The 25,629-nt window shown below is 72.3% G+C and carries 23 protein-coding genes and 2 pseudogenes; 12 read left to right on the top strand and 13 right to left on the bottom strand.

The genetic code is table 11. From position 1 onward, the window contains the following. Positions 1-11 precede the first annotated feature (11 nt). From LE548_RS07495 to LE548_RS07520, 5 genes and pseudogenes are all read right to left on the bottom strand, one after another. On the bottom strand, positions 12-1,361 hold the full coding sequence (locus LE548_RS07495; protein ID WP_225095866.1) for an FAD-dependent oxidoreductase: 1,350 nt from the start codon (positions 1,359-1,361) through the stop codon (positions 12-14). Positions 1,362-1,538: 177 nt separating this feature from the next. Continuing rightward, on the bottom strand, positions 1,539-2,207 hold the full coding sequence (locus LE548_RS07500; protein WP_225095867.1) for a TetR/AcrR family transcriptional regulator: 669 nt from the start codon (positions 2,205-2,207) through the stop codon (positions 1,539-1,541). A 178-nt stretch (positions 2,208-2,385) separates the two neighbouring features. Then, positions 2,386-3,078, bottom strand: a complete 693-nt coding sequence (locus tag LE548_RS07505; protein ID WP_225095868.1) for an HAD family hydrolase — start codon at positions 3,076-3,078, stop codon at positions 2,386-2,388. Between the two features lie 285 nt (positions 3,079-3,363). Continuing rightward, positions 3,364-4,140: pseudogene (locus tag LE548_RS07515) on the bottom strand (M56 family peptidase). Between the two features lie 93 nt (positions 4,141-4,233). Further along, a complete protein-coding gene (locus LE548_RS07520; RefSeq protein WP_225095869.1) occupies positions 4,234-4,785 on the bottom strand; it encodes a DUF5134 domain-containing protein in 552 nt (183 codons plus the stop codon). A 175-nt stretch (positions 4,786-4,960) separates the two neighbouring features. Here LE548_RS07520 and LE548_RS07525 point away from each other — a divergent pair, with 175 nt between their 5' ends. Together LE548_RS07525 and LE548_RS07530 are read left to right on the top strand one after the other, a co-directional pair. Further along, positions 4,961-6,643 carry an FUSC family protein gene (locus LE548_RS07525; protein ID WP_225095870.1) on the top strand — a complete coding sequence of 561 codons (1,683 nt, stop codon included), beginning with the start codon at positions 4,961-4,963 and terminating at the stop codon, positions 6,641-6,643. A 638-nt stretch (positions 6,644-7,281) separates the two neighbouring features. After that, positions 7,282-7,839 carry a MarR family winged helix-turn-helix transcriptional regulator gene (locus LE548_RS07530; RefSeq protein ID WP_225096112.1) on the top strand — a complete coding sequence of 186 codons (558 nt, stop codon included), beginning with the start codon at positions 7,282-7,284 and terminating at the stop codon, positions 7,837-7,839. Between the two features lie 77 nt (positions 7,840-7,916). Here LE548_RS07530 and LE548_RS07535 read toward each other — a convergent pair. The 3 genes and pseudogenes from LE548_RS07535 to LE548_RS07545 form a co-directional block, all read right to left on the bottom strand. Then, positions 7,917-8,160, bottom strand: a pseudogene (locus tag LE548_RS07535) (aldo/keto reductase); the annotation flags it as partial. A gap of 60 nt (positions 8,161-8,220) precedes the next feature. Beyond that, positions 8,221-8,985, bottom strand: a complete 765-nt coding sequence (locus LE548_RS07540) for a VOC family protein (protein WP_225095871.1) — start codon at positions 8,983-8,985, stop codon at positions 8,221-8,223. A 255-nt stretch (positions 8,986-9,240) separates the two neighbouring features. Beyond that, entirely contained in the window at positions 9,241-9,633 is a 393-nt protein-coding gene (locus LE548_RS07545) for a VOC family protein (RefSeq protein ID WP_225095872.1), read from the bottom strand. A gap of 70 nt (positions 9,634-9,703) precedes the next feature. Here LE548_RS07545 and LE548_RS07550 point away from each other — a divergent pair, with 70 nt between their 5' ends. Continuing rightward, positions 9,704-10,243 (top strand): GNAT family N-acetyltransferase, encoded by a 540-nt coding sequence (locus LE548_RS07550; RefSeq protein ID WP_225095873.1) that lies wholly within the window; start codon positions 9,704-9,706, stop codon positions 10,241-10,243. A gap of 3 nt (positions 10,244-10,246) precedes the next feature. On the opposite strand, the gene LE548_RS07555 is transcribed toward LE548_RS07550, so the two are convergent. After that, positions 10,247-10,930, bottom strand: a complete 684-nt coding sequence (locus LE548_RS07555; protein WP_225095874.1) for a glycerophosphodiester phosphodiesterase family protein — start codon at positions 10,928-10,930, stop codon at positions 10,247-10,249. Positions 10,931-11,323: 393 nt separating this feature from the next. Between LE548_RS07555 and LE548_RS07560 the strand changes: the two genes are divergently transcribed. From LE548_RS07560 to LE548_RS07570, 3 genes are read left to right on the top strand one after another with little or no spacing between them, the layout of a single operon-like run. Further along, the gene (locus tag LE548_RS07560; RefSeq protein WP_225095875.1) at positions 11,324-12,721 is read left to right on the top strand and encodes a DUF6421 family protein; all 1,398 of its coding nucleotides are present in this window, start codon (positions 11,324-11,326) and stop codon (positions 12,719-12,721) included. A 41-nt stretch (positions 12,722-12,762) separates the two neighbouring features. Next, positions 12,763-13,509, top strand: coding sequence for an SDR family oxidoreductase (locus LE548_RS07565; RefSeq protein WP_225096113.1), 747 nt, complete (start codon positions 12,763-12,765; stop codon positions 13,507-13,509). After that, positions 13,506-14,576, top strand: coding sequence for a low specificity L-threonine aldolase (locus tag LE548_RS07570; RefSeq protein WP_225095876.1), 1,071 nt, complete (start codon positions 13,506-13,508; stop codon positions 14,574-14,576). The genes LE548_RS07565 and LE548_RS07570 overlap by 4 nt, the downstream gene beginning before the upstream one ends. An 89-nt stretch (positions 14,577-14,665) precedes the next feature. On the opposite strand, the gene LE548_RS07575 is transcribed toward LE548_RS07570, so the two are convergent. Continuing rightward, a complete protein-coding gene (locus LE548_RS07575; protein WP_225095877.1) occupies positions 14,666-15,394 on the bottom strand; it encodes a 1-acyl-sn-glycerol-3-phosphate acyltransferase in 729 nt (242 codons plus the stop codon). 190 nt (positions 15,395-15,584) lie between these two features. Here LE548_RS07575 and LE548_RS07580 point away from each other — a divergent pair, with 190 nt between their 5' ends. From LE548_RS07580 to LE548_RS07600, 5 genes are all read left to right on the top strand, one after another. Beyond that, positions 15,585-15,974: a thioredoxin family protein gene (locus tag LE548_RS07580; RefSeq protein WP_374116039.1), complete on the top strand. Its 390-nt coding sequence runs from the start codon at positions 15,585-15,587 to the stop codon at positions 15,972-15,974. 207 nt (positions 15,975-16,181) lie between these two features. After that, the gene (locus LE548_RS07585) at positions 16,182-16,691 is read left to right on the top strand and encodes a flavin reductase family protein (RefSeq protein ID WP_225095878.1); all 510 of its coding nucleotides are present in this window, start codon (positions 16,182-16,184) and stop codon (positions 16,689-16,691) included. 217 nt (positions 16,692-16,908) lie between these two features. Next, positions 16,909-17,697 (top strand): electron transfer flavoprotein subunit beta/FixA family protein, encoded by a 789-nt coding sequence (locus tag LE548_RS07590; RefSeq protein ID WP_225095879.1) that lies wholly within the window; start codon positions 16,909-16,911, stop codon positions 17,695-17,697. A 53-nt stretch (positions 17,698-17,750) separates the two neighbouring features. Continuing rightward, positions 17,751-18,713 carry an electron transfer flavoprotein subunit alpha/FixB family protein gene (locus tag LE548_RS07595; RefSeq protein WP_225095880.1) on the top strand — a complete coding sequence of 321 codons (963 nt, stop codon included), beginning with the start codon at positions 17,751-17,753 and terminating at the stop codon, positions 18,711-18,713. Positions 18,714-18,898: 185 nt separating this feature from the next. Then, positions 18,899-20,203: an aldolase/citrate lyase family protein gene (locus tag LE548_RS07600; protein WP_225095881.1), complete on the top strand. Its 1,305-nt coding sequence runs from the start codon at positions 18,899-18,901 to the stop codon at positions 20,201-20,203. Between the two features lie 69 nt (positions 20,204-20,272). On the opposite strand, the gene LE548_RS07605 is transcribed toward LE548_RS07600, so the two are convergent. Next, the gene (locus tag LE548_RS07605; RefSeq protein ID WP_225095882.1) at positions 20,273-21,001 is read right to left on the bottom strand and encodes a hypothetical protein; all 729 of its coding nucleotides are present in this window, start codon (positions 20,999-21,001) and stop codon (positions 20,273-20,275) included. Positions 21,002-21,008: 7 nt separating this feature from the next. Then, on the bottom strand, positions 21,009-22,058 hold the full coding sequence (locus tag LE548_RS07610) for a LacI family DNA-binding transcriptional regulator (RefSeq protein ID WP_225095883.1): 1,050 nt from the start codon (positions 22,056-22,058) through the stop codon (positions 21,009-21,011). A 262-nt stretch (positions 22,059-22,320) separates the two neighbouring features. On the opposite strand from LE548_RS07610, the gene LE548_RS07615 reads away from it, so the two are divergent. Further along, positions 22,321-23,271, top strand: coding sequence for an ROK family protein (locus tag LE548_RS07615; RefSeq protein ID WP_225095884.1), 951 nt, complete (start codon positions 22,321-22,323; stop codon positions 23,269-23,271). Between the two features lie 175 nt (positions 23,272-23,446). Here LE548_RS07615 and LE548_RS07620 read toward each other — a convergent pair whose 3' ends face one another. Next, positions 23,447-25,486, bottom strand: coding sequence for an NPCBM/NEW2 domain-containing protein (locus LE548_RS07620; RefSeq protein ID WP_225095885.1), 2,040 nt, complete (start codon positions 25,484-25,486; stop codon positions 23,447-23,449). Between the last annotated feature and the right edge of the window lie 143 nt (positions 25,487-25,629).

The raw sequence follows: 25,629 nt of genomic DNA on the forward strand, positions 1-25,629 counted from the left end.
ACCGGCCTGTGTCACACCCGGCCGGGCTGTGCCGAGCGGGCCGCCGCGCGCAGCGCGTCCCAGTCGGCCAGCTTGACCACGCTCCGCCCGAGCCGGGCGCCCAGCTCGGTCTCGGCCCGCTGGATCGCCAGCCATCCGGTCCACGGCACCGGTTCGAACCCGGCCGCCCGCAGCGCCGGCACCGGATCCTGAAGCGCCCGCTCGCCGAGGAGGCCGGGCGCGTCTGCGAGCAGCGAGGCCGCCGTCTCCTTGGCGCAGGGCCGGTTGGTGCCGATGACACCCGTCGGGCCGCGCTTGATCCATCCGGCGACGTACTCGCCGGGAGAGGGCACACCGCCGCGCACGACCCGGCCCTCCTCGTGCGGCACGGTGCCGCTCGCCGGGTCGAACGGCAGCCCGTCCAGCGGCACTCCGCGATAACCGACCGACCGCAGCACCAGCTGGGCCGGCACCTCCTCGTACCGCCGTGTGCCCGTCACCCCGCCGTGTCCGTCCGGTGCCGTCCTCTCGAAGCGGACGGCGCCCACCCTGCCGCCGTCCGCGAGCAGTTCCACGGGCCGCAGAAAGAAACGCAGATCGATCCGCCGGCCGGCCGCCGTCCGCGGACGCTCCGCCCAGTCGCGCAGCACCTCCAGATTGCGCCGCTGCACCCCGGGCAGCGTGCCGGATTCGGCCGGGTCGAGCGCCAACTCGCCTGGCTGTACGACCACTTCGGTGTCCGGCAGGTCGCCCAGCTCGCGCAGCTCCTTGGTGGTGAAGCGGGCCTGCGCCGGACCGCGCCGGCCCACCATGTGCACCTCGCGGACCCCGCTTGCCGTCAGCGTGTCCAGGGCCGCCTGCGGGATGTCCGTCGGACTCAGCTCCGCGGCACCCCGGACCAGCATCCGGGCGACGTCCACCGCCACATTGCCCACGCCGATGACGACGGCCGACCGCACCCCGCGCAGGAAGCCCGTGTCGGCCGCGTCCGGATGCGCGCTGTACCAGGCCACGAAGTCGGTCGCCGACCAGCTGCCCGGCAACTCCTCGCCGGGGATCCCGAGCCGGCGGTCGCCCGCGGCGCCCACGCAGTACACCACCGCGTGATACAGCTCCCGCAGCCGCTCCACCGGCAGCCCGCCCGGGCCGCCCACCCGGATCCCGCCGAGGAAGCGCACCCGCTCGTGCTCCAGCACCGCCGCGAGGCTGCCCTGCAGGGACTTGATCTTCTCGTGGTCCGGGGCGACGCCGTAGCGGACCAGGCCGTACGGGCACGGCAGCCGGTCCAGGACGTCCACCCGGACCCCGGGATCCCGCTGGACCAGGCTCTGGGCGGTGTAACACCCGCTCGGCCCCGAACCGACGACGGCGACACGCAGCACAGCGGAACTCCTTGGCGGAAGGAGGGTGTGCGGACGGCTCCAGCATGACACCGCCCCGCGCGTGGCGGCAGGGGCCGGCGGGATGACGCGGCCGCGTGTTCCTTCGTATGGAGTGTGATCACGCGGTTACGTCGCGTATGTGCCAGGAGTGAGGGGAGTTGACCATCGCCAGGGGCGTCAGCTCAGGTCCGTGCGCTCCTCCGTCGCGAAGAACCGGGACAGATCCCGCTCCCGCGCCCCGGAACCCGTCTCGCTCTCCGGTGGCATCCCCAGCGACCAGTCGAGCCCGTACCGCTGGAACAGCTCGGCCCGCAGCGCCGGAATCGGCATCGGCACCCCCGGGATCAGTGCCGCGTACACCGCCCCCATCAGCACGGCGCGCAGCATCGGGTAGTCGGCGGCGACGTTCTGGGAGCCGTAGCGGGCGACGGTGTCCCCGAGCAGTTCCCCGAGCCGCTGTTGCTCCGGACACTGCACGAAGCCCTCCCCCTGGAGCAGTCCGGCCATGTGCTGCCGCATCAGCACGGGATGGTCGCGGGCCAGGCCCAGGATCGCGTCGATGGCCCGGGCCAGCCGCTCCGGGCCGTCCTCGGTGCGCGGCTCGCGCTCCAGGGCCTCCTCCAGCGTGCGGTGCATCAGCCGGTGCACCGCGGACTGCACCAACTGGCGCTTGCCGGGGAAGTAGTACGACACCAGCCCGCGCGCCGAACCCGCCCGGTCGGCGATGTCGCCCAGCGTGGTGGCCTCGAAGCCGTGCTCGCCGACCAGTTCAACGGCCGCCTGCAACAGCCGTTCCCGGGAACGCCGTCGCAACTCTTCATTGACCGAGGCGCTGCGCGGGGACATCCTGTAACTCCTGCGTTGACTGGCTGCCAGCCAACTATACTCACGCAGGGAAGCACCGCCGTGTGCGGGGCCCGTCCAGGGCTGCCGTCCGTCTGGGGCGACGCGGGGGATCGTCTCAGGCGGACGGCGTGCGGGCGAGCCCTTGTTCCCGGCCCACTTCCCAGGCCTCCGGCGACGCTCAGCCGACCAGGTCCAGCACCGGCAGCAGCGCGTCGGGCCGTTCCGTGACCGGCAGATGGTCCACGAAGTGCACCCGGCAGCCGAGCGCGGCCGCGCCGCCGTCCGCCTCCTTGCTGTCGCCGACCATGACCACCTGCCGGGGATCGGCGTCCAGCGCCCCACAGGCGACTGAGAACAGCCGCGGGTCCGGCTTCTGCACCCCGTGTTCGTACGACAGCACGTACGCGTCCACGTACGGGTCGAGCCCGTGCGCGCGGAACACCGGGCGCAGGTCCCAGCCGATGTTGCTGACCACGCCGACCCCGATCCCGCGCTCGTGCAGGGTGCGCAGCACCTCGGCGGCGTCCGGGTACGGGGACCAGGCTGCCGGGGCCATGTGCCGCTCGTACAGGGCGTCGTACAACCCCGGGTCGGGCAGCGGCACTTGCCGGGCCGCGCCGGTGTAGGCGGCCCGGTGCAGTTCCGCCGTCTCGTCCCGCACCGCCCAGAGTGCGGCCAGGTCCGCCGGCAGCTCGACCGGATCCACACCGCCGCCCGGCAGTGCACCGGCCGCGTCCAACGCCCGTGCCGTCTCACTCAGTCGGGGCTCGGACAGGGTGTGCCCCGACGCGTCGAGCGTCGCACGCAGCCAGGACTCGGCGGACTCGATCCGGAACAGCGTCCCGGAGAAGTCGAACAGCACAGCAGTCATGTCCTTGACTCTATCGGGGCTGCATTACCGGCGTTTACGGGCGAGTTGCCACTGCCGGGCCGTGGCCACTCGTACGCCGTCACCGCCAGGGCCGCCACTGCCGCCCCGAACAGCCGGCCACCGACCACGTCCGAGGGCCAGTGGACCCCCGGCCATGCCCGGGTCACCCTGAGCGGATCCCGGACCCAGTCCGTCAGCACCCGGAAGACCTGCATGAGACCACGGTCCCGGACGGCCCAGCGATCTGAGCCGGTCGGCCGGGTCGCCGGCCGGCGGGCGGGAGGCTCAGCCGAGTGCCCGCAGCCCCGGTACCAGCGTCACCAGCACCGGGATCACCGGCACCAGCGCCGCCAGTGCCGTCAGGCGGAGCCGGTGCAGGGCGGGGAGGCGGTCCGGGGCGGTGAGCAGGCGGTGCACGCGCTGCGGCACATGGGCCTGCGGGGTGGGGGAGGGGCCGAACACGCCCCGCTCCCCATGGGCGAGGAGCACGTCGAGCTGACGCCCGCTCAGGCGGCGCAGCGCGGCCGTGGTGACGACCAGCTGGGGTGCCGTACCCGACAGCCATCAGGCGTCGGGACGCCCGCCCTCCAGCACCACGAACCGGCCGCTTCCCGGCTCCTCGCCCGACAACAGCGGTGCGCTCACGAGGAGTTCGGCCCGCCGGGCACGGCGTCGCGCCCGGGACCGCACGACCTCACGCACCGGCATCGCGAGGCTCCACAGGCCCCCCGCGGCGAGCAGCACGGCAGTGGCGAGCAGCAGGGCAGTGGCGGCGGACCACGGTCCGGCCGTCCCGAGCGCGTACGCGTCCACGAGCGCGCGCGGAGCCGGGGGCGAACACATGCCCGCGCACCGCCTGCCAGGCCGCGGCCGCGCTGAGCGTCATCGACAGCGCGCAGCACAGCAGGACGGCCACCACGACGCTCCCTCAGAGGGGGTACCCCCAGCCACGCCCAGAGGCACGATCGGTTCGCGGTCCGCCCAGTCGGCCCGGGCGAGCAGCCGGGGGGCGACGACGGTGGTCAAGGCGCCGAGCAGCAGCCGTGCCACGGGGACCGTCATGGGCAACACCCGATGAGCGCGTGGCCGCTCACCGTGCGGCCCATGGGGCCGAAGTGACGCAGACAATGCTTCCGGCGCCGCTGCCCGAGCCGTTCACATGGTGAGCAGCATCGCGACCATGCCGATCCCCATCGACAGCCGGCACGCCCGCGCCAGCTCCGGGCGGTCGCCCCAGCGGGCGGACCCGGGCCCGGCCACCGCGACGGCGGCGGGCACCAGACGGGCGCCGGCGAGCAGCACGTACCCCATGAAGTACACCAGGAGCGCGCCGGTCAGCGGCGGCACCCCGATGCCGCCGTGCACATGGTGGGCGGCGGGCGGGGCGGTGGCCGTCGCCGCCGCCATGTAGACCATCGCGGACATGCCCACCAGGTGGTGCAGATGATGCGAGGCGGTGCGGGCGGCCCACAGCGCGCGCAGCGCCGCCGCACCGAACACCGCCGCGTACACCGGCCACGCCCATTGCGGCGGCGTGAAGACGGCCGCCGGTACGGCCATCAGGGCCATCCCGAAACCCATCAGCGCCTCGCCGCCCGCGGACCGGCGCTGTTCCTCGACCCGGCTGCGCATCCGCAACAGGCAGTAGGCCCCGGTCGCCGTGCACAGCGCGACCAGCAGCCAGGCCGCCGGTACCGGTCCGTGCACGCGCACCTCCCCGCTCGACGGTCGGTCGAAGGACGTCGATGGATGCGATGCCCATGCCGTGCGGGGCGCACGCGAGCGCAAGGGTGTACACGGGGAGCGTTCGGCGGAGCACGGCTGGTGAGGGCCGCCGAGGCAGAGATATTTTACGAGTAAAACACATGCTAAATTGATGGGTATGAGCAGTGTGACCCGCCGTCTTCCCCTCGCTGGAGTGCTCCGCCTCGGGCGGCCCTCGGACATCTGGTTCAAGCCCGCGCTGAGCGTGGTCGCCGCGGTCGCCCCGCCCAATCTGATCCTTTTGGCGCTCGGCCGTCTCGACCTCGCCATGTACACGATGGCCGGATCGCTGTGCGCCCTCTACGGCCACAACCGGCCCTACGCCGCCCGGGCCCGCGTCCTCGCGTGGGTGGTGCTCGGCATGGTCGGCGGCCTCGCGCTCTCGCTGCTCGCGGCGTCGCTCACCACCGACGCCGTCGTCCTGGTCACCGTCGGCGCCGTCATGGCGGCCGTGCAGAAGGCCGTGTGCGACGCCACCCGGGTCGGACCGCCCGCCAACGTGGTCCTCACCTTCATCAGCTCCGCCTCGCTGTTCGCCCCGCAGACTCTCGGCGAGGTCCCCGGGCATGTCGGGCTGGCCCTGGCGGCGGGCGCCTGGGCCTGGCTGGTCGGCATGGCACCCGGGCTGCTGCGCCCGCACGGCCCCGAACGCCGCGCCACCGCCCAGGCCCTGAACTCCGCCGCCGCGTACGCCGCCACGGACGGCACCGGCGACGGACACGCCAGGGTCCGCGCGGCGAGCGCCGCCGCGATCCACGCCGCCTGGCAGTCCCTGCTCGCCGCCCGCCCCGACCGCGCACGACGCGCCCTCGAACAGCTCCTGGTGCGGGCCGAGGTCGCCCTCGCCGCCCCCGCCGACAGCGACCCCGACCGGCTGCGCGCCTGGGCCCGCGAACTGCGGGGCACCGGCCGGATCCCGAGGGTCGAGCTGCCCCGCGAGCCGGCCGACGAGCTCCTCGGCCTGGAGCTGGCACTCGACCGTCCGCAAAGGAAGTCGTGGCAGCGGCTCGCTCCACTGGCGCCGATCGCCGCGCGCACCGCGATCGGCTGCGCCCTTGCCGGCTACGCCTCTCTTGCGCTCGGCGTCGGCCGCCCGTACTGGGCCCTGGTCACAGCGGCCTCCCTCTATCAGGCGAACGTCACCCTCACCTGGAGCCGAGGCGTCCAGCGCGTCGTCGGCAACCTCGTCGGCGTGCTCGCCTTCGCCGCCCTCGCCCCGTTCGCCCATCTCCACCCGGCCGTCCTGGTGCTGTGCTGCCTCGCCCTCAACTTCGGCGCCGAGGCGCTGATCGGCCGCAACTACTGGCTCGGCAGCGTCTGCGTGACCCCGATGGCCCTGCTCATCACCGAGTTCGCCCGCAGCCAGGATCCCGGCCGCCTGATCACCGAACGGGTCCTGGACACCCTCGTCGGCGCGGTGGTCGGCTTCGTCGCGGCCGTCGCCGTCACCAACCGGCGCGCCGGCGACCGCCTCGAACACGCCCTGACCACGGCGGAACGCGCCCGCGAGAACGCCGCCCGGCTGCTCGCCGAGCCGCACCCGGCACCCCACGCCCTGGAGTCCGCCCGCCGCGGCCTCACCGCCGCCCTCGCCGACCTGCGCGCCACGGCCGACGCCGCGGCCGGCGAGTGGTGGCAGCGCGCTCTGCCCGAGGAGCGGGTCGTGCTCGCGGAGCAGAGCGGACACCGTACGCTCGCGGCGACGGTACGACGCCAGGGGTTCGTACCGTGGCAGAACGAGGCCCAGGCCCGCGACCGGGGCCAGGGCCCGGGCAGGGCGACGGAGGACATACGGCCATGACGGCGACGAACGACGGACCGGCGCCCGGGGACGACGGAGCGGGCACGGGCGCGGGGGCAGAGGCCTGGGCGGGCGCGGCTTCGGTTCCGGTATCGGTTCCGGTTTCGGCTCCAGGGACGGAGGCGAGGCCTGGCGGCGGAGCGGAGCGGGGTGGTGGGGGGCGACGGGACGCTGGGGCCTCGGCTGGTGGGGGGCGAGGGGACGTTGAGGTTCCGGTCGGTGCAGGGCGAGCGGATGCCGAGGTCTCGGCCGGCGCGCGGTCGAGGGGGGCCGAGGTTTCGGCCGGCGTGCGGCCAAGGGACGCACATGCTTCGACCGGCGTGCGGCCGGGGGAAGCGGAAGCCCCGACGGGCGTGCGAGCGCGGCGCGTGGCGACCATGGCCGACGCCGGCGCCGGAACGGGGGCGGAGACCGGGGGCGGCGTGGATTCCGGGTCCGGAGCCGGCATCGACCCCGCCTCCGGCACTGCCTCCGGCTCTGGCTCTGGCACTGCCTCCGGCCCTGCCTCTGGCTCCGGTATGGGCACCGGCTCTGGCGCCGGCATCGGCTCTGGGACCGGCATTGGCTCGGGTTCCGGCGTTGAATCCGGCTCTGGGACCAGCTCGGGCCCTGGCACCGATGCCGGCTCCGGCACCGGCATCAGAACCGGCCGCGGCACCGGAGCAGCCGCCGGTATCGGGCGTGGTGCCGGGGCGGGTGACACCGTCGCCGGCGTGGTTCAGCAGTGGCGGGCGGTGCATCCCGGGCTGGACACCGGGCCCATGGAGGTCATCGGACGTATCAACCGATGCGCCGCTCTCCTTCAGCAGGCCGAGGACGCGCCGCTGCGGCGGGCCGGTCTCAGCCGTGCGGAGTTCGACCTGCTCGGCGCGCTGCGCCGCACCGGTCACGAGCTGACCGCGGGGGAGCTGGCCCGGGAGACCTTCTCCTCCGGGGCCGCCGTGACCAAGCGGCTCAAACAGCTGACCGAACGTGGACTGGTCGAGCGGCGCGGCGACACCCGCGACCGCCGCGTCGCCCACCTCCGGCTCACCGACGCCGGCCGTGACCTCGTCGACGGCATCCTCCCCGAGCAACTCGCCTACGAGACCGCCGTACTGGCGGTCCTGGACCCGGAAGGACAGGGTGAACTCGCCGGTCTGCTGGGCGAGTTGCTCAGCCGGCTGGAGGGCCGCATGGGGGCGCTGCGCGCATAGCGGCGCGGGGTCGCAGTCCAGGACGGGTGCTGATCACGTCCTCCTCCCAGGCCTCCGGCTCGGTCGCCGGTTGCAGTCAGCCGGCCCGGCTCCCCGCGCCGGTACGTGCCGGTGAGCTTGCCCGACGCCAGCGGTGCCCAGGCGAACACGCCGGTCGAACGCCCATGTCTGCGGCAGGAGTTTGCACTCCGGGGTGCGCTCCAGGAGGCTGTAGCGCAGCTGCAGATCCGCCAAGCTCGTCCAACTCCTCAGCCACGCAGGGGTGTTGGCATGAGTGATCGCCCAGGCGGTCCAGTCCGACACGCCCACGTACTGCACCTTGTCGGGGTCCCCGTCGCGCGTGCCGCATGGGTACGTGCCGGCTGGAGGGCAAGCCGCGGCTCAGCTCTCCGTGCCCGCGAGGTGTACCCCGAACGCCGCGCCCTGCGGATCCCGCAGCACCGCGATGCGCGGGCCGTCCGGCACCGTCACGGGGGCCAGCACGACGGCACCGCCCGCCCGGTCCGCGACCTCCGCGGTGGCGTCCACGTCGGCCACCGCGAAGTACGGCATCCAGTGCGCGGGTGCCTCGGGCGGGAACCGGTCGCCCATGTCGGCCATGCCGCCGAACTCCGCACCGCCGAGGGCCCACTCCGTGTACCACTCGGAGGACTCGGCGCTCCAGTCGAACACCGTCGTGTAGAAGTCGCGGGCCCGGTCGGTCTCCCGGGTGGCCAGCTCCACCCAGCCGAGGGCGCCGGGCGCGTTGAACAGGCCGGCGCCCGGAAAGGTCCGGGCCTGCCACAGCTGGAACGCCGCGCCGGTCGGGTCGAGGACGACCGCGAACCGGCCCGCGTCGAACACGTCCATCGGGCCGAGGACCACCGTCCCGCCGGCCTCCTCCACGCGCCGAACCGCCGCGTCCGCGTCCGGCACGGCGAACGAGACGTTCCACGCCACCGGCTGGGACTCCTGGTACAGCGGGGTGAGCCCGGCGACCGGCGCGTCACCCAGATGCGCCACCGTGTACCCACCCGCCTCCGACCGCGTGTCCGTCTCCGGCCGCCAGCCGAACAACTCGGCGTAGAACCGCTTGGCCCCCTCCAGATCCCTGGTCCCCAACTCGACCCAGCACGGGCCACCGATCACCGGCTTGTCGAACTCCATGACGGCTCCTTCCGGAGGGGCAGAGGCGGGTGAAGGGCAGAGAGACAGAGACGCAGGCGGGACAGAAGGGCACAGGGGCAGACAGTCGGGCCTCCCGCGCCGCGCGAAGCCCCTCCCGGCACGCTAACCCCGGCCCACGGACCCGGCCATCCGAGCGGGCCCGAGCACGAGCCGGCCGCCCGATCCCCAGCCGCCCCGCACCACTTCCCTCCTCGTTCCCTCCTCGCCCGACCCCCACCCCGGACCTTCGCCCCCTCAGACCCCCGGCCGATACCGCATCGGATGATCCGCCGGGACCTCCACCAACGCGATGCGGACGCCGTCCGGATCGGTGATCCACATCTCGATCAGGCCCCACGGCTCCTTCACCGGTGCCCGGAGGATGTCGACGCCCCTGGCCCGCAACTCCTCGTGCGCGGCCGTCGCATCGTCCACCTGGAGCCACAGCCGTACCGCGGGCGACGGTGGGGTCTCGGAGCGGCCGGAGATCTCCAGGAAGCCGCCGCCGAGGAAGTAGACCGTCCCGCGCTCGGGACCGGTACCGAACTCGCGGTAGACGGACAGTCCCAGCAGCTTGCCGTAGAAGGCGCGGGCACGCTCGGGGTCGGTGGGGGTGAGCAGCGTCCGGCTGCTGAGTACATGCACCATGCCGGCGGAGCCTACTGGCAGGGTTACCCTCGACCCTGGCTCAGCCACGCCCGAGATCGAAAGGCCGCCCATGGACACGCCCGCCGCCGGACTCACCTTCCGTGACGCCACAGACGCCGACGTCGACGCCCTGGTCGCGCTGATCGAGTCGGCGTACCGCGGTGACGCCAGCCGGGCCGGGTGGACCACCGAGGCGGACATCCTGGAAGGCCAGCGCACCGACCCCGAGGGCGTGCTCGACGTGATCAAGTCGCCGGACAGCCGGCTGCTGGTGGTGGAGCGGGACGGCCGTATCATCGCCTGCTGCCAGCTCGAACACCGCGGTGACCACGCCTACTTCGGCATGTTCGCGGTCCGCCCCACGCTCCAGGGCTCCGGCCTCGGCAAGGCCGTCATGGCCGAGGCCGAACGCCGGGTGCGCGAGGACTGGGGCGTCACCGCGATGCACATGACGGTGATCTCCGTACGGGACGATCTCATCGCCTGGTACGAGCGCCGCGGCTACCGCCGTACGGGACAGATGAGCCCGTTCCCGTACGGCGACGAGCGCTTCGGCATCCCGCAGCGTGCCGACCTCCAGTTCGAGCTGCTGGTCAAGCCGCTGGCGTGAGCCTCACGCGGTGAAGCGGCCGGTGCGCTTGATCTCCGGGAAGTCGGTCGTCGCGCCGTCCAGCTCCAGCGCGCGCACCAGCCGCAGATGGTCCTGTGTGTTGACCACCCAGCCGATGATCCGCAGGCCGGACGCGCGCGCGTGCTCGACGATCTCCAGGGTGATCCGGCGGATGTTCAGACACAGGGTCGGGGCGCCGACCGCCACGGCCCGCTCCACCACGTCGGGGCCGTAGCTCCCCGCGACCAGCGCGGTGCGCACCCCCGGCACCAGCCGGACGATCTCGGCGACCGCCTCGTCGTCGAACGAGGACACCTCCACCCGCCCGACGAGGTCCCGCTCGTGCATCACCTTCGCCAGCGCCCGGGCCGCCGCCACATCCTTGATCCCGGCCTGGAGCGGCGTGCGCACCGCGTCCAGCACCTCCTCGAACACCGGCACCCGCTCACCGCGGCCCGCGTCCAGGGAGCGCAGCTCGGCCAGGGTCTTCTCGGCGATCGGCCCGGAACCGTCGGTCGTACGGTCCACCTCCGCGTCGTGCATGACGACCAGGGCGCCGTCCTTGCTCAGGTGCAGATCGAGTTCGATGAGATCGAGGCCGGCGTCCTGCGCGGCGACGAAGGAACGAAGGGTGTTCTCGGGTTCGACACCCATGACCCCGCGGTGACCGATGGTAAGGAAGTTCAAGGTTCGACTCGCTTCCGTCGACGGCGGCTCGGCGCGCGCGGGACGGGCGGACGCCGTCGTCCGCGCGGGCCAGGCTCGCAGCCTAATCGCCGGGACCCGCGATGAACCCGCACGTGCACGCCGTCCGGGTGCACGTCGCGCGCCTCAACTGGCCGGTTTGCGCCCCTGCCGTCACCCACTCGTGGGCGCGTCCCCGTTCTCCTGGCCGACCGGATCGGCACTGCGTCAGGATCCCGTGCACGCGACGGAAGTGAGCGTCGTCACGCTGCGATGCAGGAAAATTGGCGGCTGTCACGCGATCGAACAGAAAAATTTCCCGGTCTGCCTCTTGATGGCGTAAACGGGGTACGCATACGGTGTCCATACGCGAGGTTCTCCCGTGGAGGATGGGACATGACGGAAATTCTTGTGCAGGCGGCTGCGAAGGGGCAGATTCCTTCGTCGACCAGGGTGATCGAGCACCCGGCCTGGCCCGTGCTCAAGGATGCCGTGGAGCAGATCCGGCCATGGCAGAGCAAGGACGGGTCGATCGACTTCACGGCCGAGGGCGCCCCCGCCCCGGCCGATGCCGAGGCCGCCGTGCGGCGTGTCGTCGACGCGGTCGAGCAGCTCTCCCCGCTGCTCCCGCACGACAAGGCGTACCACGAGGCCCTCGTGCGCGACCTGGGCCGCTGGGTCGAGGGCGGCTTCGAGGTGCCCGACTTCCTGGACTCCCTGCTGGCCTTCCAGCCCGCCGCGAACCGCGCGGACGGCCTGCAGCACCTGGTCGTCTTCCCGATGTACACGCAGAACGGCAACCTGGACCGCAACCTGGAGGCGGTCGTGCTGCGCATGGTCTGGCCGGACTGGCTGGCCGAGCTGGAGCGCACCCGTTACGACAACCCGCTGTTCTGCGGCATCACCTTCGAGGACTTCACGTCCGGCTACGACACGAACTCGGCCGTCCTCTTCCCGGAGACCATCGCCGTACGCGAGGCGCCGGAACGTTTCTCCTGGGGTGGCATCTTCTGCGACCGCGAGGCCGCCCGCTTCCGCCGGGTCACCGAGGCGGCCGTCGACCTCCTGGGCGTGTCGCTGCCCGAGGACGTCGCCGCGATGGTCCACGATCAGAAGCGCTGCGAAGAGGCCTTCGTGCTCTGGGACATGGTGCACGACCGCACCCACAGCCACGGCGACCTGCCGTTCGACCCGTTCATGATCAAGCAGCGCCAGCCGTTCTGGATGTACGGCCTGGAGGAGCTGCGCTGTGACCTCACCGCCTTCAAGGAGGCCGTGAAGCTCCAGGCGGACGGCATCCCGCAGGCCCGTGACGTGCAGTACGCGGTACTCTTCGACCGGATGTTCCGCTTCCCGGTCACCGGCGACCGCGTCCGCAACTACGACGGCCTCGGCGGCCAGCTGCTCTTCGCCTACCTGCACAAGCACGACGTCCTGCGCTGGACCGACAACAAGCTCTCCATCGACTGGGAGCGCGCCCCGCAGGTCACCAACCAGCTGTGCGCCGAGATCGAGAAGCTCTACAAGGACGGCATCGACCGCCCGAAGCTGGTGCACTGGTTCGCCGGCTACGAGCTGGTCGCGACCTACCTCGCCCCGCACCCCGGCTCCAAGTGGGCCAAGGGCCCGGACGCGCTGGACCTGACCCAGCCGCCGCGCAAACTCGTGGACGACGTGCTTGCGGACGAGTTTCCGCTCAGCATGTTCTATGAGGCGCTGTCCAAGAAGCTCAAGAACGTGATCGCCGCGACCAAGGGCATCAGGGCGGACGGCGCCGAGCGGATCGCCGCGTGAGCGACCGCCCGAAGAACACTCCTCAAGAGGGGAAGAACATGGTGGGGAACGGGTCTCTCAGTGGTGCGGTGATCGCGGTGGCCGGCGCGGGCGGACCCGCCGGGCACGCGACGCTGGTCCGGCTCGCCGAGGCCGGTGCGGTCGTCGTCGGCGCCGACAACAACCCCGAGCGCCTGGCTGAGGCCGTGGACGCGGCCCGCTATGCCCGCGGCGGCGCCACGGTCACCGGCGATACGGTCGACCTGCTCGACCTGGAGGACACCCGGGCCTGGGCCGACCGTATCGAGAAGGACCACGGCCGGATCGACGGTCTGGTCCACCTCGTCGGCGGCTGGCGCGGCGGCGCGACCTTCGCCGAGACCGACCTCGCCGACTGGGACCTGCTGGAGAAGCTGCTGATCCGCACCGTCCAGCACACCTCCCTGGCCTTCTACGACGCCCTGCAGCGCAGCGACCGCGGCCGCTATCTGCTGATCAGCGCCGCCGGCGCCTCGAAGCCCACCGCGGGCAACGCGGCGTACTCCGCGGCCAAGGCCGCCGCCGAGGCCTGGACGCTCGCCATGGCCGACGGCTTCCGCAAGGCGGGGGGTGAGGAGGGGCCGCGCTCGGCGGCTGCCATCCTGGTGGTGAAGGCGCTGGTGCACGACGCGATGCGCGCCGAACGCCCCAACGCGAAGTTCGCGGGCTTCACGGACGTCAAGGACCTGGCCGCGGCCATCGAGGGCGTCTGGGACAAGTCCGCCGCCGAAGTGAACGGAAACCGTCTGTGGCTGACCGAGAAGCCGTGAACCCCCCCAGGACCGACGCGCGTCGCCACCACGACCCGCAGGTCCGCGGTTTCGCCAGTGACAACTACGCCGGAGCGCACCCCGAGGTGCTGGCCGCCCTGGCCCTGGCCAATGGCGGCCATCAGGTGGCGTACGGCGAGGACGAGTACACCGAGAACCTCCAGCGGATCATCCGCGGCCATTTCGGGGCCACCGCGGAGGCCTTCCCGGTCTTCAACGGCACCGGCGCGAACGTCGTCGCGCTCCAGGCGGTCACCGACCGCTGGGGCGCGGTGATCTGCGCCGAGAGCGCGCACATCAACGTCGACGAGGGCGGCGCCCCCGAGCGCATGGGCGGCCTGAAGCTGCTCACCGTGCCCACACCCGACGGCAAGCTCACGCCGGAGCTGATCGACCGGCAGGCGTACGGCTGGGAGGACGAGCACCGCGCGATGCCGCAGGTCGTCTCGATCACCCAGAGCACGGAGCTCGGCACGCTCTACACGCCGGACGAGATCCGCGCGATCTGCGAGCACGCCCACGCCCGTGGCATGAAGGTGCACCTGGACGGCTCGCGCATAGCCAACGCGGCCGCCTCACTGAACGTGCCCATGCGGACGTTCACCAACGCGGTCGGCGTCGACATCCTCTCGCTCGGCGGCACGAAGAACGGCGCCGTCCTCGGTGAGGCCGTCGTCGTCATCAACCAGGACGCGGTGCGGCAGATGAAGCACCTGCGCAAGATGTCGATGCAGCTCGCCTCCAAGATGCGCTTCGTGTCGGTGCAGTTGGAGGCGCTGCTGGCGAAGGACCTGTGGCTGCGCAACGCCCGGCACGCCAACGAGATGGCCCAGCGGCTCGCCGAGGGCGTGCGGGCGGTGCACGGGGTGGAGATCCTCTACCCGGTGCAGGCCAACGGCGTCTTCGCCCGGCTTCCGCACGACGTGAGCGAGCGCCTGCAGAAGCGGTTCCGGTTCTACTTCTGGGACGAGGCCGCCGGAGTGGTGCGCTGGATGTGCTCCTTCGACACCACGGAGGAGGACGTCGATACCTTCGTGGCGGCGCTCAAGGAGGAGATGGCGCGGTAGCTGTACACAAGTATGCGATCACCCGAGAAGTCGTCGACTCTCGGGTGATCGCATTCCTGTGCTCTGCGTCTCCTGCGAGGTGAACGGGGTCAGTGGGCCTCGGCCGTGCGCAGCTGGTCCATTGTCGGTGCCGTGCCGCCCAGGTGGGCGGGGAGCCACCAGGGGTCCTCCGAGCCCTTGGGGCGGCCGGGGTAGGCGCGCTGGGCGGCGTCCAGGAGCTCCTGGACGGCTTCGCGCAGGCGGCGGGTGATGGCGCCCGCGTACTGGTCGCGAGGGGCCTCGACCGCCTCGCCGACGCGGATCGTGACGGGCAGGTGGCTGCGCTTGAAGTTGCGCGGGTGGCCCTTCGTCCACAGCCGCTGCGTGCCCCACACCGCCATCGGGATCAGCGGGACACCGGCCTCCTGGGCGAGGCGGGCCGCGCCCGACTTGAAGCTCTTCAGGGTGAACGACTGGGAGATCGTGGCCTCCGGGAAGACCCCGATGATCTCGCCGGAGCGCAGCGAGTCCATCGCGTGCGCGTAGGCCGCCTCACCCTGCTCGCGGTCCACCGGGATGTGCTTCATGCCGCGCATCAGCGGGCCGGAGACCTTGTGGCGGAAGACCGACTCCTTCGCCATGAAACGCACCAGGCGCTTCTGCGGGAGGGCCGCCAGGCCGTTGAAGATGAAGTCCAGGTAGCTGATGTGATTGCTCACCAGCACGGCCCCGCCCGAGCGCGGGATGTTCGCCGAGCCCTGGCAGTCGATCTTCAGGTCCCAGACCTTGAACAACGTCTTGGCGAAACCGACGACGGGACGATAGACCAGCTCTGCCATGGGCGGGACGGACCCTTTCTGCTCTGCTCGGGAAAGGGGGCTCCCGGCGGGAAAGTTACGCAGCCGTAGGTTTACGGCGTCTCGCAGATCGTGCCCGAAGAACGGACGGGTAGCCAGCCCTGGTGCCCCGCGGCGGCGAGATCCTCGTCACGTCGGCCTACATCCGGCGTCTTTCTTCCGCCGCCCGGGAATCTTCGCGGCCCGACCGGCGCTGGTGCAGGGTGAGCGGTTGCGGCGGATCGGGAGGGTGCGGGTGCGCGGGCAGGACGACGCGGTGCGGCTGGGGGCCGTCGAACTGGGCGGCGAACTGGGGGAGCGGGCCACCCTCGTGCAGTTCTCCAGCGCCTTCTGCGCGCCCTGCCGGGCCACCCGGCGCGTCCTCGGCGAGGTGGCGGCGCTGGTCCCCGGCGTGGCACACGTCGAGATCGACGCCGAGGCCCATCTGGACCTCGTACGCGCCCTGGAGATCCTGAAGACCCCCACCGTGCTCGTCCTCGACGCGACCGGCCGCGTGGTGCGGCGCGCCGCCGGACAGCCCCGCAAGGCCGACGTCATCGCGGCCCTGGGGGAGGCCGTGTGAGGGGGCCTCAGGAAACGGTACGGCGCCTTCCGGATCCCGGACCGCACTTGACTGCGCGCACCACCTATCGTCAGCCTGACCGTATGCCGATCGAACTCCTTCTCCACCGGCGGGCCCACGTCGACCTCGCCCGCACCGCGAGCGCGTGCTGTCCGGGCTGTTGAGCAGCTACGCATCGACACGTCCCCTCGGCAGAAGGACAACTCCATGACGGCCACGCCCCAACTCGGCACCCCTCGGCTCGCCTCTCCCGACCTGCTCCGCTCGGTCTTCCGCCGGCACGCCGCCGGTGTCGCGGTGATCACCGCGCGCGGCGACTCCGGCCCGGTCGGCTTCACCGCCACCTCGCTCACCTCGGTCTCCGCCGAGCCCCCGCTGATCTCCTTCGGCATCGGCACGGGTGCCTCCAGCTGGCCGGCGATCGCCGAGGCGGAGCATGTCGGCGTGCACATACTCGGCGAGCACCAGAGCGAGCTGGCCGGCACCTTCGCCCGCAGCGGCGCCGACCGCTTCGGCGCCCCCACCTCCTGGCGCGAGGGCCCGGAAGGCGTACCGGTGCTCGACGACGTGCTCGCCTGGCTGGTCTGCCGGATCGTCGGCCGGGTCCCGGCCGGTGATCACCGGATCGTGCTCGCCGAGGTCGTCCTGGGCGACCCCACGGGGGCCGGCCGCCCGCTCCTGTACCACCAGGGGCGTTTCAACGGCCTGCGGGATTGATCACGCCGGCCTCTCCTGCGAAGGCGTCGAGTTCCGGTTACGCTGCGTTGCGAAGGTCACAGTTCAAAGCGCTTGCTTAGCGGGCGTGAACTGGGTGTACTGACGAGTAATATTTCGTTCGGAGCGCGCGGACGCCCCGATCGGGATCGGCCGCTTGAGGCGCCTATGCTGCCTGCAAGAGGCAGCCCGGAAATGACGATGCAGTAGGAGAGCCGGCGTGAGCTTGAGGATCGTTGTCACTGTGAAGTACGTGCCCGACGCCACTGGCGACCGGCACTTCGCCGATGACCTGACCGTCGACCGCGACGACGTGGACGGCCTGCTCTCCGAGCTGGACGAGTACGCGGTCGAGCAGGCGCTGCAGATCTCGGAGAACTCGGACGACGACGTCGAGGTCACCGTCCTGACCGTGGGCCCCGAGGACGCCAAGGACGCGCTGCGCAAGGCCCTGTCCATGGGTGCCGACAAGGCCATCCACGTCGAGGACGACGACCTGCACGGCACCGACGCCATCGGCACCTCGCTGGTGCTGGCCAAGGCGATCGAGAAGGCCGGCTTCGACCTGGTCGTCTCCGGCATGGCCTCCACCGACGGCACCGGCGGTATCGTCCCGGCCCTGGTCGCCGAGCGCCTCGGCGTCCCGCAGGTCACCCTGCTCTCCCAGGTCTCCGTCGAGGACGGCGTGGTCAAGGGCCGCCGTGACGGTGACGCGGCCTCGGAGCAGCTGGAGGCCTCCCTCCCGGCGGTCGTGTCCGTGACCGACCAGTCGGGCGAGGCGCGCTACCCGTCCTTCAAGGGCATCATGGCGGCGAAGAAGAAGCCGGTGGAGTCCTGGGACCTGTCCGACCTGGACATTGAGGCCGAGGAGGTCGGCCTGGAGGGTGCGTTCACCAAGGTCGAGGTCGCGAACGAGCGCCCGGCGCGCACGGCCGGCACCATCGTCAAGGACGAGGGCGAGGGCGGCAAGCAGCTCGCTGAGTTCCTCGCGAGCCAGAAGTTCATCTGACGGCTCGCCCCCGCTGACCGCCCCTCAACTTCGTTTCGCAGGAGAGCATTCCCATGGCTGAAGTCCTCGTCTATGTCGACCACGTGGACGGTGCCGTCCGCAAGCCCACCCTCGAACTGCTGACCCTGGCCCGCCGCATCGGCGAGCCCGTCGCCGTCGCGCTGGGCAACGGCGCCGCCGACACCGCCGCAGCGCTCGCCGAGCACGGCGCGGTGAAGGTCCTCACCCACGACGCCTCCGAGTACGCCGAGTACCTGGTCGTGCCGAAGGTGGACGCCCTGCAGGCCGCCTACGACGCCGTCTCCCCGGCCGCCGTCCTCGTTCCCTCCTCCGCCGAGGGCAAGGAGATCGCCGCCCGTCTGGCGCTGCGCATCGGCTCCGGCATCATCACCGACGCCGTCGACCTGGAGGCCGGTGACGAGGGCCCGGTGGCCACCCAGTCGGTGTTCGCCGCGTCCTTCACCACCAAGTCCCGTGTCATCAAGGGCACCCCGGTCATCACGGTCAAGCCGAACTCGGCCGCCGTGGAGGCCGCCCCGGCCGCGGGTGCGGTCGAGGCGCTCGCCGTGACCTTCTCGGACCAGGCGACCGGCACCAAGGTGACCGCCCGCACCCCGCGCGAGTCGACGGGCCGTCCGGAGCTGACCGAGGCCGCGATCGTGGTCTCCGGTGGCCGTGGCGTCAACGGCGCCGAGAACTTCTCGATCATCGAGGCGCTGGCCGACTCCCTCGGCGCGGCCGTCGGTGCCTCGCGCGCCGCGGTGGACGCGGGCTGGTACCCGCACACCAACCAGGTCGGCCAGACCGGTAAGTCGGTCTCGCCGCAGCTGTACATCGCCAACGGCATCTCCGGCGCGATCCAGCACCGCGCCGGCATGCAGACCTCCAAGACGATCGTGGCCGTCAACAAGGACGCCGAGGCCCCGATCTTCGAGCTGGTCGACTACGGCGTCGTCGGCGACCTCTTCGACGTCGTCCCGCAGCTGACCGAGGAGATCAAGGCCCGCAAGGGCTGAGCCTCGCCCGGCACACCCGAGGCCCCGGTGACCGAAGTCGGACACCGGGGCCTCGGTGCATCCTGGTGAGGATCCCCCAGGGGCCGCCCAGGGTCCGGACGGGGTGTTGACCAGCGGGAACCACCCAGATAACTTCATTCTACGGATTGTTGATTCCGTAGAGCGGAAAAATTGGAGGGTGTGGGATGGGTCAGCAGGAGAAGGTGGCGACGAGCCTCGCGGGAGCCGTCAGCGAGGAGATCAGCGCCTCCCTCGCACCGGTCGACGCGGAGCTGGAGCGCCGCTACCCCGGGGACCCCGGCACCCGGCAGCCCGTCCACACCGTCTACGTCCCCGGTGACGCCTTCGCCGCCGAGACCATCCGCTCCTGGGGCGACCGGGCTCTCGCCGCCCTCGACGAGCACGCCCCCGACGCCGCCTCCTTCGCAGCCGTCCTCGGCCTCGCCGACGAACTCGCCGAGCCGGTCTACTCCCGCGTCCGCGCCAAGCTGGAGCGCGAGCCCGTCGAGGATCTGCGCGTCGACTTCGAGGACGGCTACGGCCCCCGCCCCGACGCCGAGGAGGACGAGACGGCCGCCCGCGCGGCCCGCCTGATCGCGGAGGCGTACAAGAACGGCACGGCGGCGCCGTACATGGGCATCCGCATGAAGTGCATGGAGGCGGCTGTCCGTGACCGGGGCATCCGCACCCTCGACGTGTTCCTCACCGGGCTGATGGAGGCGGGCGGGCTGCCCGAGGGCCTGGTCCTGACCCTGCCGAAGGTGACGTACCCCGAGCAGGTCGGCGCGTTCGTACGTCTCCTGGAGGCCTTCGAGAAGGCGCACGGGCTGGCGGCCGGGCGGCTCGGCTTCGAGATCCAGATCGAGACCAGCCAGTCCATCCTCGCCACCGACGGCACCGCGACCGTCGCCCGGATGATCCAGGCCGCCGAGGGCCGCGCCACCGGCCTGCACTACGGCACCTTCGACTACAGCGCCTGCCTCGGCGTCTCCGCCGCCTACCAGGCCAGCGACCACCCGGCCGCCGACCACGCCAAGGCCGTCATGCAGGTCGCGGCGGCAGGCACCGGCGTACGCGTCTCGGACGGCTCCACGAACGTCCTGCCCGTCGGTCCGACCGCCAAGGTCCACGACGCCTGGCGGCTGCACTACGGCCTCACCCGCCGTGCCCTCGCCCGTGCCTACTACCAGGGCTGGGACATGCACCCGGGCCACATCCCGACCCGCTACGCCGCCGTCTTCGCCTTCTACCGCGAGGGCTTCGAGCAGGCCGCCGGCCGTCTCGCCCGCTACGCGAACCGGGCCGGCGGCGACGTGATGGACGAGCCCGCCACCGCCAAGGCCCTCAGCGGCTATCTGCTGCGCGGCCTGGACTGCGGCGCCCTCGACATCGCCGAGGTCGCCCGCCTCACCGGCCTGACCCGTGCCGACCTGGAGGGCTTCGCCGCTCCCCGGCGCGGCGACCTGACCGCCTCGGCCCAGCACAACTGACAGCGGGCACAGCCCGCTTCACCGCCGCCCCGGCCGCCGCCGCGGGGCGGCGGCGCGTGGACCGACGGCTCAGGAGGGCCCGGGATACGGTTCGAGCCCCGACCCCATGAGCCACCCCTGCTCCGCGAACAGCCGTGTGCCGAGGGCGCTGAGCCCCGGATCGGCCTGCACCCGGCTGACGAACTCCTCCGGTGTACTACCGAACAGTTTGCGCAACGGGGCGGACTCCAGGAGCAGTTCGGTGGGCAGGGCGCGCTGTCCCGGATGCCGGCGCGGCGCGCCGCAGCCGTCGCGCAGCACCCCGTGCCGGTTGACGTACGCGTGCACGTCCGAGAGCACCGCACCGTCCGGCAGTTCGATCCGCACGTGCTGCGCGGGCAGCGCGACCCGCCAGTAGTGGGGCTCGCTCGCGTCGACCACTTCCAGCTGGCGCCGGTCCAGCCAGATCACGAATAACTCCCTTGAGGAATAAGGTGACTTGACCGGGGAAGCGGAGATGTAACCCGAGAGGCTGACATGCCCGGAGACGCCCACGTCGAGGCCCGTCACCCGTGTGCGTACCATCGGCACCGGGGCGTCGATCCCGAACGCGGCCATCTTGTACCGCAGATGGCCCGGACAGGCGTTGGAGCCGACGGCGAGCTCCGGCATCCGGTCGTCGTACACCAGGCGCTCCAGCGGGAGCATCCGGTCGCCGTGCAGCAGCCCGGAGTCGGCGGGCCAGGCGCCGGGATAGGTCAGCGGATGGTCGCGGGGGGTGTCGGCCAGGCCGAGTTCCGCCAGGGTGCGTCCGGTCATGCGCGGCTCAGTCGGCCGGCGGCAGCTCGCCCGAGCCGCGCGTGATCAGCCGGGTGGGCAGTTCGATGCGCTCCGGGGTGACGAGGCCGCCGTCCAGCTGACGGAAGAGACGCTCGGCGGCCGTACGGCCGAGGGCGGCCGCGTCCTGGGCGACGACCGTGACGCCCGGCTGGAGCAGATCGGCGAGCTCGAAGTCGTCGAAGCCGACCAGAGCGACCCGGCGGGAGCGCTCGGCCAGCACCCGGACCACGGTGACCGTCACCCGGTTGTTGCCCGTGAAGATCGCGGTGACGGGCGCGGGCCCGGCGAGCATCTCCTCCGCCGCCCGGCGCACCCGCTCGGGGTTCGTCTGCCCGAGGGACATCCAGCTGTCCTCGACCGGTATCCCGGCGTCCTCCATGGCCGCCCGGTAGCCGCGCAGCCGTTCGGCGGCGGTGTGGATGCGGGGCATGTCGCCGATGAACCCGATCCGGCGGTGGCCGTGGGCGATCAGATGGGCCACGCCGTCCCGGGCCCCGCCGAAGTTGTCCGACAGAACCACGTCGGCGTCGATCCGCCCGGCCGGACGGTCCACGAACACCGTCGCCACCCCGGCCCTGATCTCCGGTTCCAGATACCGGTGGTCGTCCCCGGCCGGGATCACCACCAGCCCGTCCACCCGGCGTGCGCACAGTGCCAGCGCCAGCTCCTGCTCGCGCTCCGGGTCCTCGGCGCTGGAGCCGTTGATCAGCAGGGCGCCATGGGCCCGGGCCACCTCCTCGACGGCGCGGCTGAGCGGGCCGTAGAACGGGTCGGCGAGGTCCTCCAGCACCAGGCCGATGCTCGCCGTACGGCCCTTGCGCAGCACCCGGGCGCTGTCGTTGCGGCGGAAGCCCAGCGCGTCGATGGCCTCCTGCACCCGCCGCTCGGTGTCCGGGGTGACGCCCGGTTCGCCGTTGACCACCCGGGAGACCGTCTTCAGTCCGACTCCGGCCCGCGCCGCCACGTCCTTCATCGTCGGGCGGTTGCCGTAGCGGTTCCCGGGCAGGCGGTCTGCGGGGCTGGTGGTGTCGGGCACAGTGCGGTGTCCTGTCCTGTCGTCCGGTTTGTCGTATCCGTCCGGTCCGCGCGGTCGGAGCGCCCCTCCGCGCGTACCGAGGGGGTGCGCCGATCCGGCGTTCGTATGAGGATGTGGCGTCGAGCATAGAGCCTGGACAACGTTGTCAGATGCGCGAGAGACTGTCCACCGCTCACTGTCGGCCTGCGCCCCCACCGCTTGACCGGCCTGCTTCGTCTTTGGTCTTTGGTTCTCAAGCTTCAACGGGGAGATTCTGACTCTCATGCACACCGACTTCGTGGCGGCTCTGGACATCGGTGGCACCAAGATCGCCGGCGCCCTGGTGGACGGCGACGGCCGCATCCTGGCGCGCGCCCAGCGCGGTACGCCCGCCCAGCAGGACGGCGAAACGGTCATGCGGGCCGTCGAGGAGGTGCTCGCCGACCTCGCCGGCTCGCCGCTGTGGGACCGCGCCGGCGCCCTGGGTATCGGCAGCGCCGGCCCGGTGGACGCCTCGGCGGGCACCGTCAGCCCGGTGAACGTGCCGGGCTGGCGCGACTTCCCGCTGGTCGAGCGGGTCCGCGCGGCCACCGGCGGCCTTCCCGTCGAGCTGATCGGCGACGGCGTCGCGATCACCGCGGCCGAGCACTGGCAGGGCGCCGCGCGCGGCCACGACAACGCGCTGTGCATGGTGGTCTCGACGGGCGTCGGCGGCGGCCTGGTCCTGAACGGGCAGCTGCACCCCGGCCCGACCGGCAACGCCGGGCACATCGGCCACATCAGCGTCGATCTCGACGGCGACCCGTGCCCGTGCGGTTCGCGCGGTTGCGTGGAGCGGATCGCGAGCGGCCCCAACATCGCCCGCCGCGCCCTGGAACAGGGCTGGCAGCCGGGGCCCGACCGCGACACCTCGGCCGCCGCGGTGGCCGCCGCCGCCCGCGAGGGCGACCCGGTCGCCGTGGCCTCTTTCGAGCGGGCGGCCCAGGCGCTGGCCGCCGGCATCGCGGCCACCGCGACCCTGGTCGAGATCGACATCGCGGTCATCGGCGGCGGCGTCGGCAAGGCGGGCGACATCCTCTTCACCCCCCTGCGCAAGGCCCTCACCGACTACGCGACGCTGTCCTTCGTCCAGCGGCTGACGGTCGTGCCCGCGCAGATGGGTACGGACGCGGGGCTGGTCGGCGCGGCAGCCGCTGCGCTGGCTCTGCGGCCGGACGCCACGGCGGGGGTCTGAGCCGCGGGGTGGGTGCACGCCGGCAGGGCGCGGCCACGGTGCCTGGAAGGCCGACGGCAGCAGCTCCTTGAGGGGCGCGGGGCAGCGTTGGACGGCGGCTCCGCCGCGGGGCGCGACCGGCCCCACGCCCCGCAGTCGCGTACGGTCTCCACCGCCCCGGCGGATGGGCGCCCCGTCAGCAACTCACGCGCGCATCCGCCCAGTCCGCGTGGTCGGAGTCGTTCCCGTCGCCGGCGTCGGTGACGACGAGGTGGACCACCTGGGCGCCGGTGACGTCGGCGGTGAGGGGCTGGGCGGGCATGGCGTTGGTCAGGACGCCCGTCGAGGCGACCTTCGTGCCGTCCGCCCAGATCTCGAAGGTGACGGTGCCCTGTGCGCCCTTCTCGTCGTCGACGCCGACGTCCGCGCTGACCTTCGTACAGGCTGCGCCGGTGTAGTAGGAGATGTCACTCGGCGCGTGCGCCCCGAGACCCTTGGCGTACACCGTGCCGCCGATGGTGATCGGATGCCCGTCGCCCGCGGCGCTCTCCCCGTTGCTGGTGTCGCGCTCCACCGGCCCCCAGCCACTGGCCGCCGACAGCCAGGGCAGATCGCTGAGGTACGACGTCCCGGCGGGCGGCCGTACCACCACGGACGCGGTCAGCGGGAGGGCGGTGGTCACGCGCTGCCCGGACGGGGAGCGGTAGTCCGCCCGGAGCGTGAGGCCGTAGGCGCCCGTCGGGGTTCCGGCCGGGGCGGTGACGCGCCAGCCGGTGCGCAGGGTACGGCCGGCGGGGAGGGTGGCGGCCGTGGTCGCCGTGGTGGGCCGTACGGTCCAGCCGGCGGGGCCGGTCAGGGACACCGAGACGTGGCGCGCGGGCGTCCGGCCCAGATCGGTGACCGTACCGGTCAGCGCCGCCGGGGTGGCCGCCTCCAGCAACGGGCTGCCGGCCAGGCCGAGTTCGGCCGCCGGCGGGTAGGCAGCCCAGTGCGGGTCGGCCGCGACGCGCAGCAGCACCGTGCCGTGGGCCGGTACGGTCGCCGCGATGGTGCCGGCGGTGTGGGAGCTGCTGTGCTGCCACAGGTCCCGCAGGGTGTAGGCGGTGGCGCGGGGCAGACCGACGGCGCTCGCGCTGGTGGCGATCCGCTGGGCCGTGCCCGACTCGTTGAACAGGGCCACCGCGCGGCTGCCGTCCTTCATCTCCTTGGCGATCACCCAGCGTCCGCCCGCGGAGGAGACGACCGCGCCCTGCTTGCCGAGCGGGTCCTGGTCGACGGCGACGACCTCCTTGTTGTCCAGGATGTCGAAGGTCGCCTGGGAGGCCTTGCGCAGATCGGTGCCGATGAGCAGCGGCGCGGCCATGACCGACCAGAGCGAGAAGTGCGAGCGGTACTCGGTGTCCGTCATGCCGCCGTTGCCGACCTCCAGCATGTCGGGGTCGTTCCAGTGGCCGGGGCCGGCGTAGGGCGCGAGCGGCAGGTTCTGCTTGAGGATCGACAGCATGGAACCCCAGTTGTCGCTGATGTCGCCGGTGGTCCGCCAGAGGTGACCGACGTCCGCCGCCCACTCCCAGGGCTTGTTCTCGCCCCATTCGCAGATGCTGTAGACGATGGGCCGGCCGGTCGCCCTGAGCGCGTCACGCATGGTCGTGTAGCGCTTCTTGGCGTCGACGCCCTGGTTGTTGCAGTTGTCGTACTTCAGGTAGTCCACGCCCCAGTCGGCGAACTGCCGTGCGTCGCTGTACTCGTGACCGAGCGCGCCCGGGAAGCCCGCGCTGTTGCAGGTCCTGGTGCCGGCGCTGGTGTAGATGCCGAGCTTCAGCCCCTTGGCGTGGACGTAGTCGGCGACGGCCTTGATGCCGTTCGGGAAGCGGGCCGGGTCGGGCACCAGCTTGCCGTCGGCGTCGCGGTTCGGCAGGGCCCAGCAGTCGTCCAGGTTGACGTACCGGTAGCCCGCGTCCTTCAGGCCCTTGGCCACGAAGAGGTCCGCGATCCCCTTGACCATGGCTTCGTCGAAGTCGGCCCGGCAGTGGGTGGAGTTCCAGTTGTTGAAGCCCATCGGCGGGGTCAGGGCGAGTCCGTCGGCCAGGGCGGGGGCGGCGGACGCGGCCGGGGCCCGCGTGGGGGCCGCGACGGCCGGGGCGGCCAGGCCCGCCGTGCACAGCAGGCCGGCGGTGAGCGCTCCGGCCAGTCTCAGGCGGGTGGTGCGGGTCGTGCGGGTGTGAGGGTGACGCATCGTTGACGTTCCTCCGACTCGCGAGACGTGGCTGACGACACGAGCGCCCCCTGGGCGTCATGTATGCGTCAGCTGTGCGCGTTTACGGTAGGACCTGTCGGACTGTGTTGGAAGAGGCGTGCCCGGCCGTTCGATATCCCGTC

The organism is Streptomyces sp. CoH27 (assembly GCF_020181035.1).
Classification (GTDB): Bacteria; Actinomycetota; Actinomycetes; order Streptomycetales; family Streptomycetaceae; genus Streptomyces; species Streptomyces camelliae.

What these genes read in the sequence shown, in the direction of transcription:
- LE548_RS07500 (WP_225095867.1), bottom strand. Translation starts at nt 2,207, where the DNA reads ATGTCCCCGCGCAGCGCCTCGGTCAATGAAGAGTTGCGACGGCGTTCC.
- LE548_RS07505 (WP_225095868.1), bottom strand. Translation starts at nt 3,078, where the DNA reads ATGACTGCTGTGCTGTTCGACTTCTCCGGGACGCTGTTCCGGATCGAG.
- LE548_RS07525 (WP_225095870.1), top strand. Translation starts at nt 4,961, where the DNA reads ATGAGCAGTGTGACCCGCCGTCTTCCCCTCGCTGGAGTGCTCCGCCTC.
- LE548_RS07540 (WP_225095871.1), bottom strand. Translation starts at nt 8,985, where the DNA reads ATGGAGTTCGACAAGCCGGTGATCGGTGGCCCGTGCTGGGTCGAGTTG.
- LE548_RS07545 (WP_225095872.1), bottom strand. Translation starts at nt 9,633, where the DNA reads ATGGTGCATGTACTCAGCAGCCGGACGCTGCTCACCCCCACCGACCCC.
- LE548_RS07550 (WP_225095873.1), top strand. Translation starts at nt 9,704, where the DNA reads ATGGACACGCCCGCCGCCGGACTCACCTTCCGTGACGCCACAGACGCC.
- LE548_RS07560 (WP_225095875.1), top strand. Translation starts at nt 11,324, where the DNA reads ATGACGGAAATTCTTGTGCAGGCGGCTGCGAAGGGGCAGATTCCTTCG.
- LE548_RS07575 (WP_225095877.1), bottom strand. Translation starts at nt 15,394, where the DNA reads ATGGCAGAGCTGGTCTATCGTCCCGTCGTCGGTTTCGCCAAGACGTTG.
- LE548_RS07585 (WP_225095878.1), top strand. Translation starts at nt 16,182, where the DNA reads ATGACGGCCACGCCCCAACTCGGCACCCCTCGGCTCGCCTCTCCCGAC.
- LE548_RS07595 (WP_225095880.1), top strand. Translation starts at nt 17,751, where the DNA reads ATGGCTGAAGTCCTCGTCTATGTCGACCACGTGGACGGTGCCGTCCGC.
- LE548_RS07600 (WP_225095881.1), top strand. Translation starts at nt 18,899, where the DNA reads ATGGGTCAGCAGGAGAAGGTGGCGACGAGCCTCGCGGGAGCCGTCAGC.
- LE548_RS07605 (WP_225095882.1), bottom strand. Translation starts at nt 21,001, where the DNA reads ATGACCGGACGCACCCTGGCGGAACTCGGCCTGGCCGACACCCCCCGC.
- LE548_RS07615 (WP_225095884.1), top strand. Translation starts at nt 22,321, where the DNA reads ATGCACACCGACTTCGTGGCGGCTCTGGACATCGGTGGCACCAAGATC.
- LE548_RS07620 (WP_225095885.1), bottom strand. Translation starts at nt 25,486, where the DNA reads ATGCGTCACCCTCACACCCGCACGACCCGCACCACCCGCCTGAGACTG.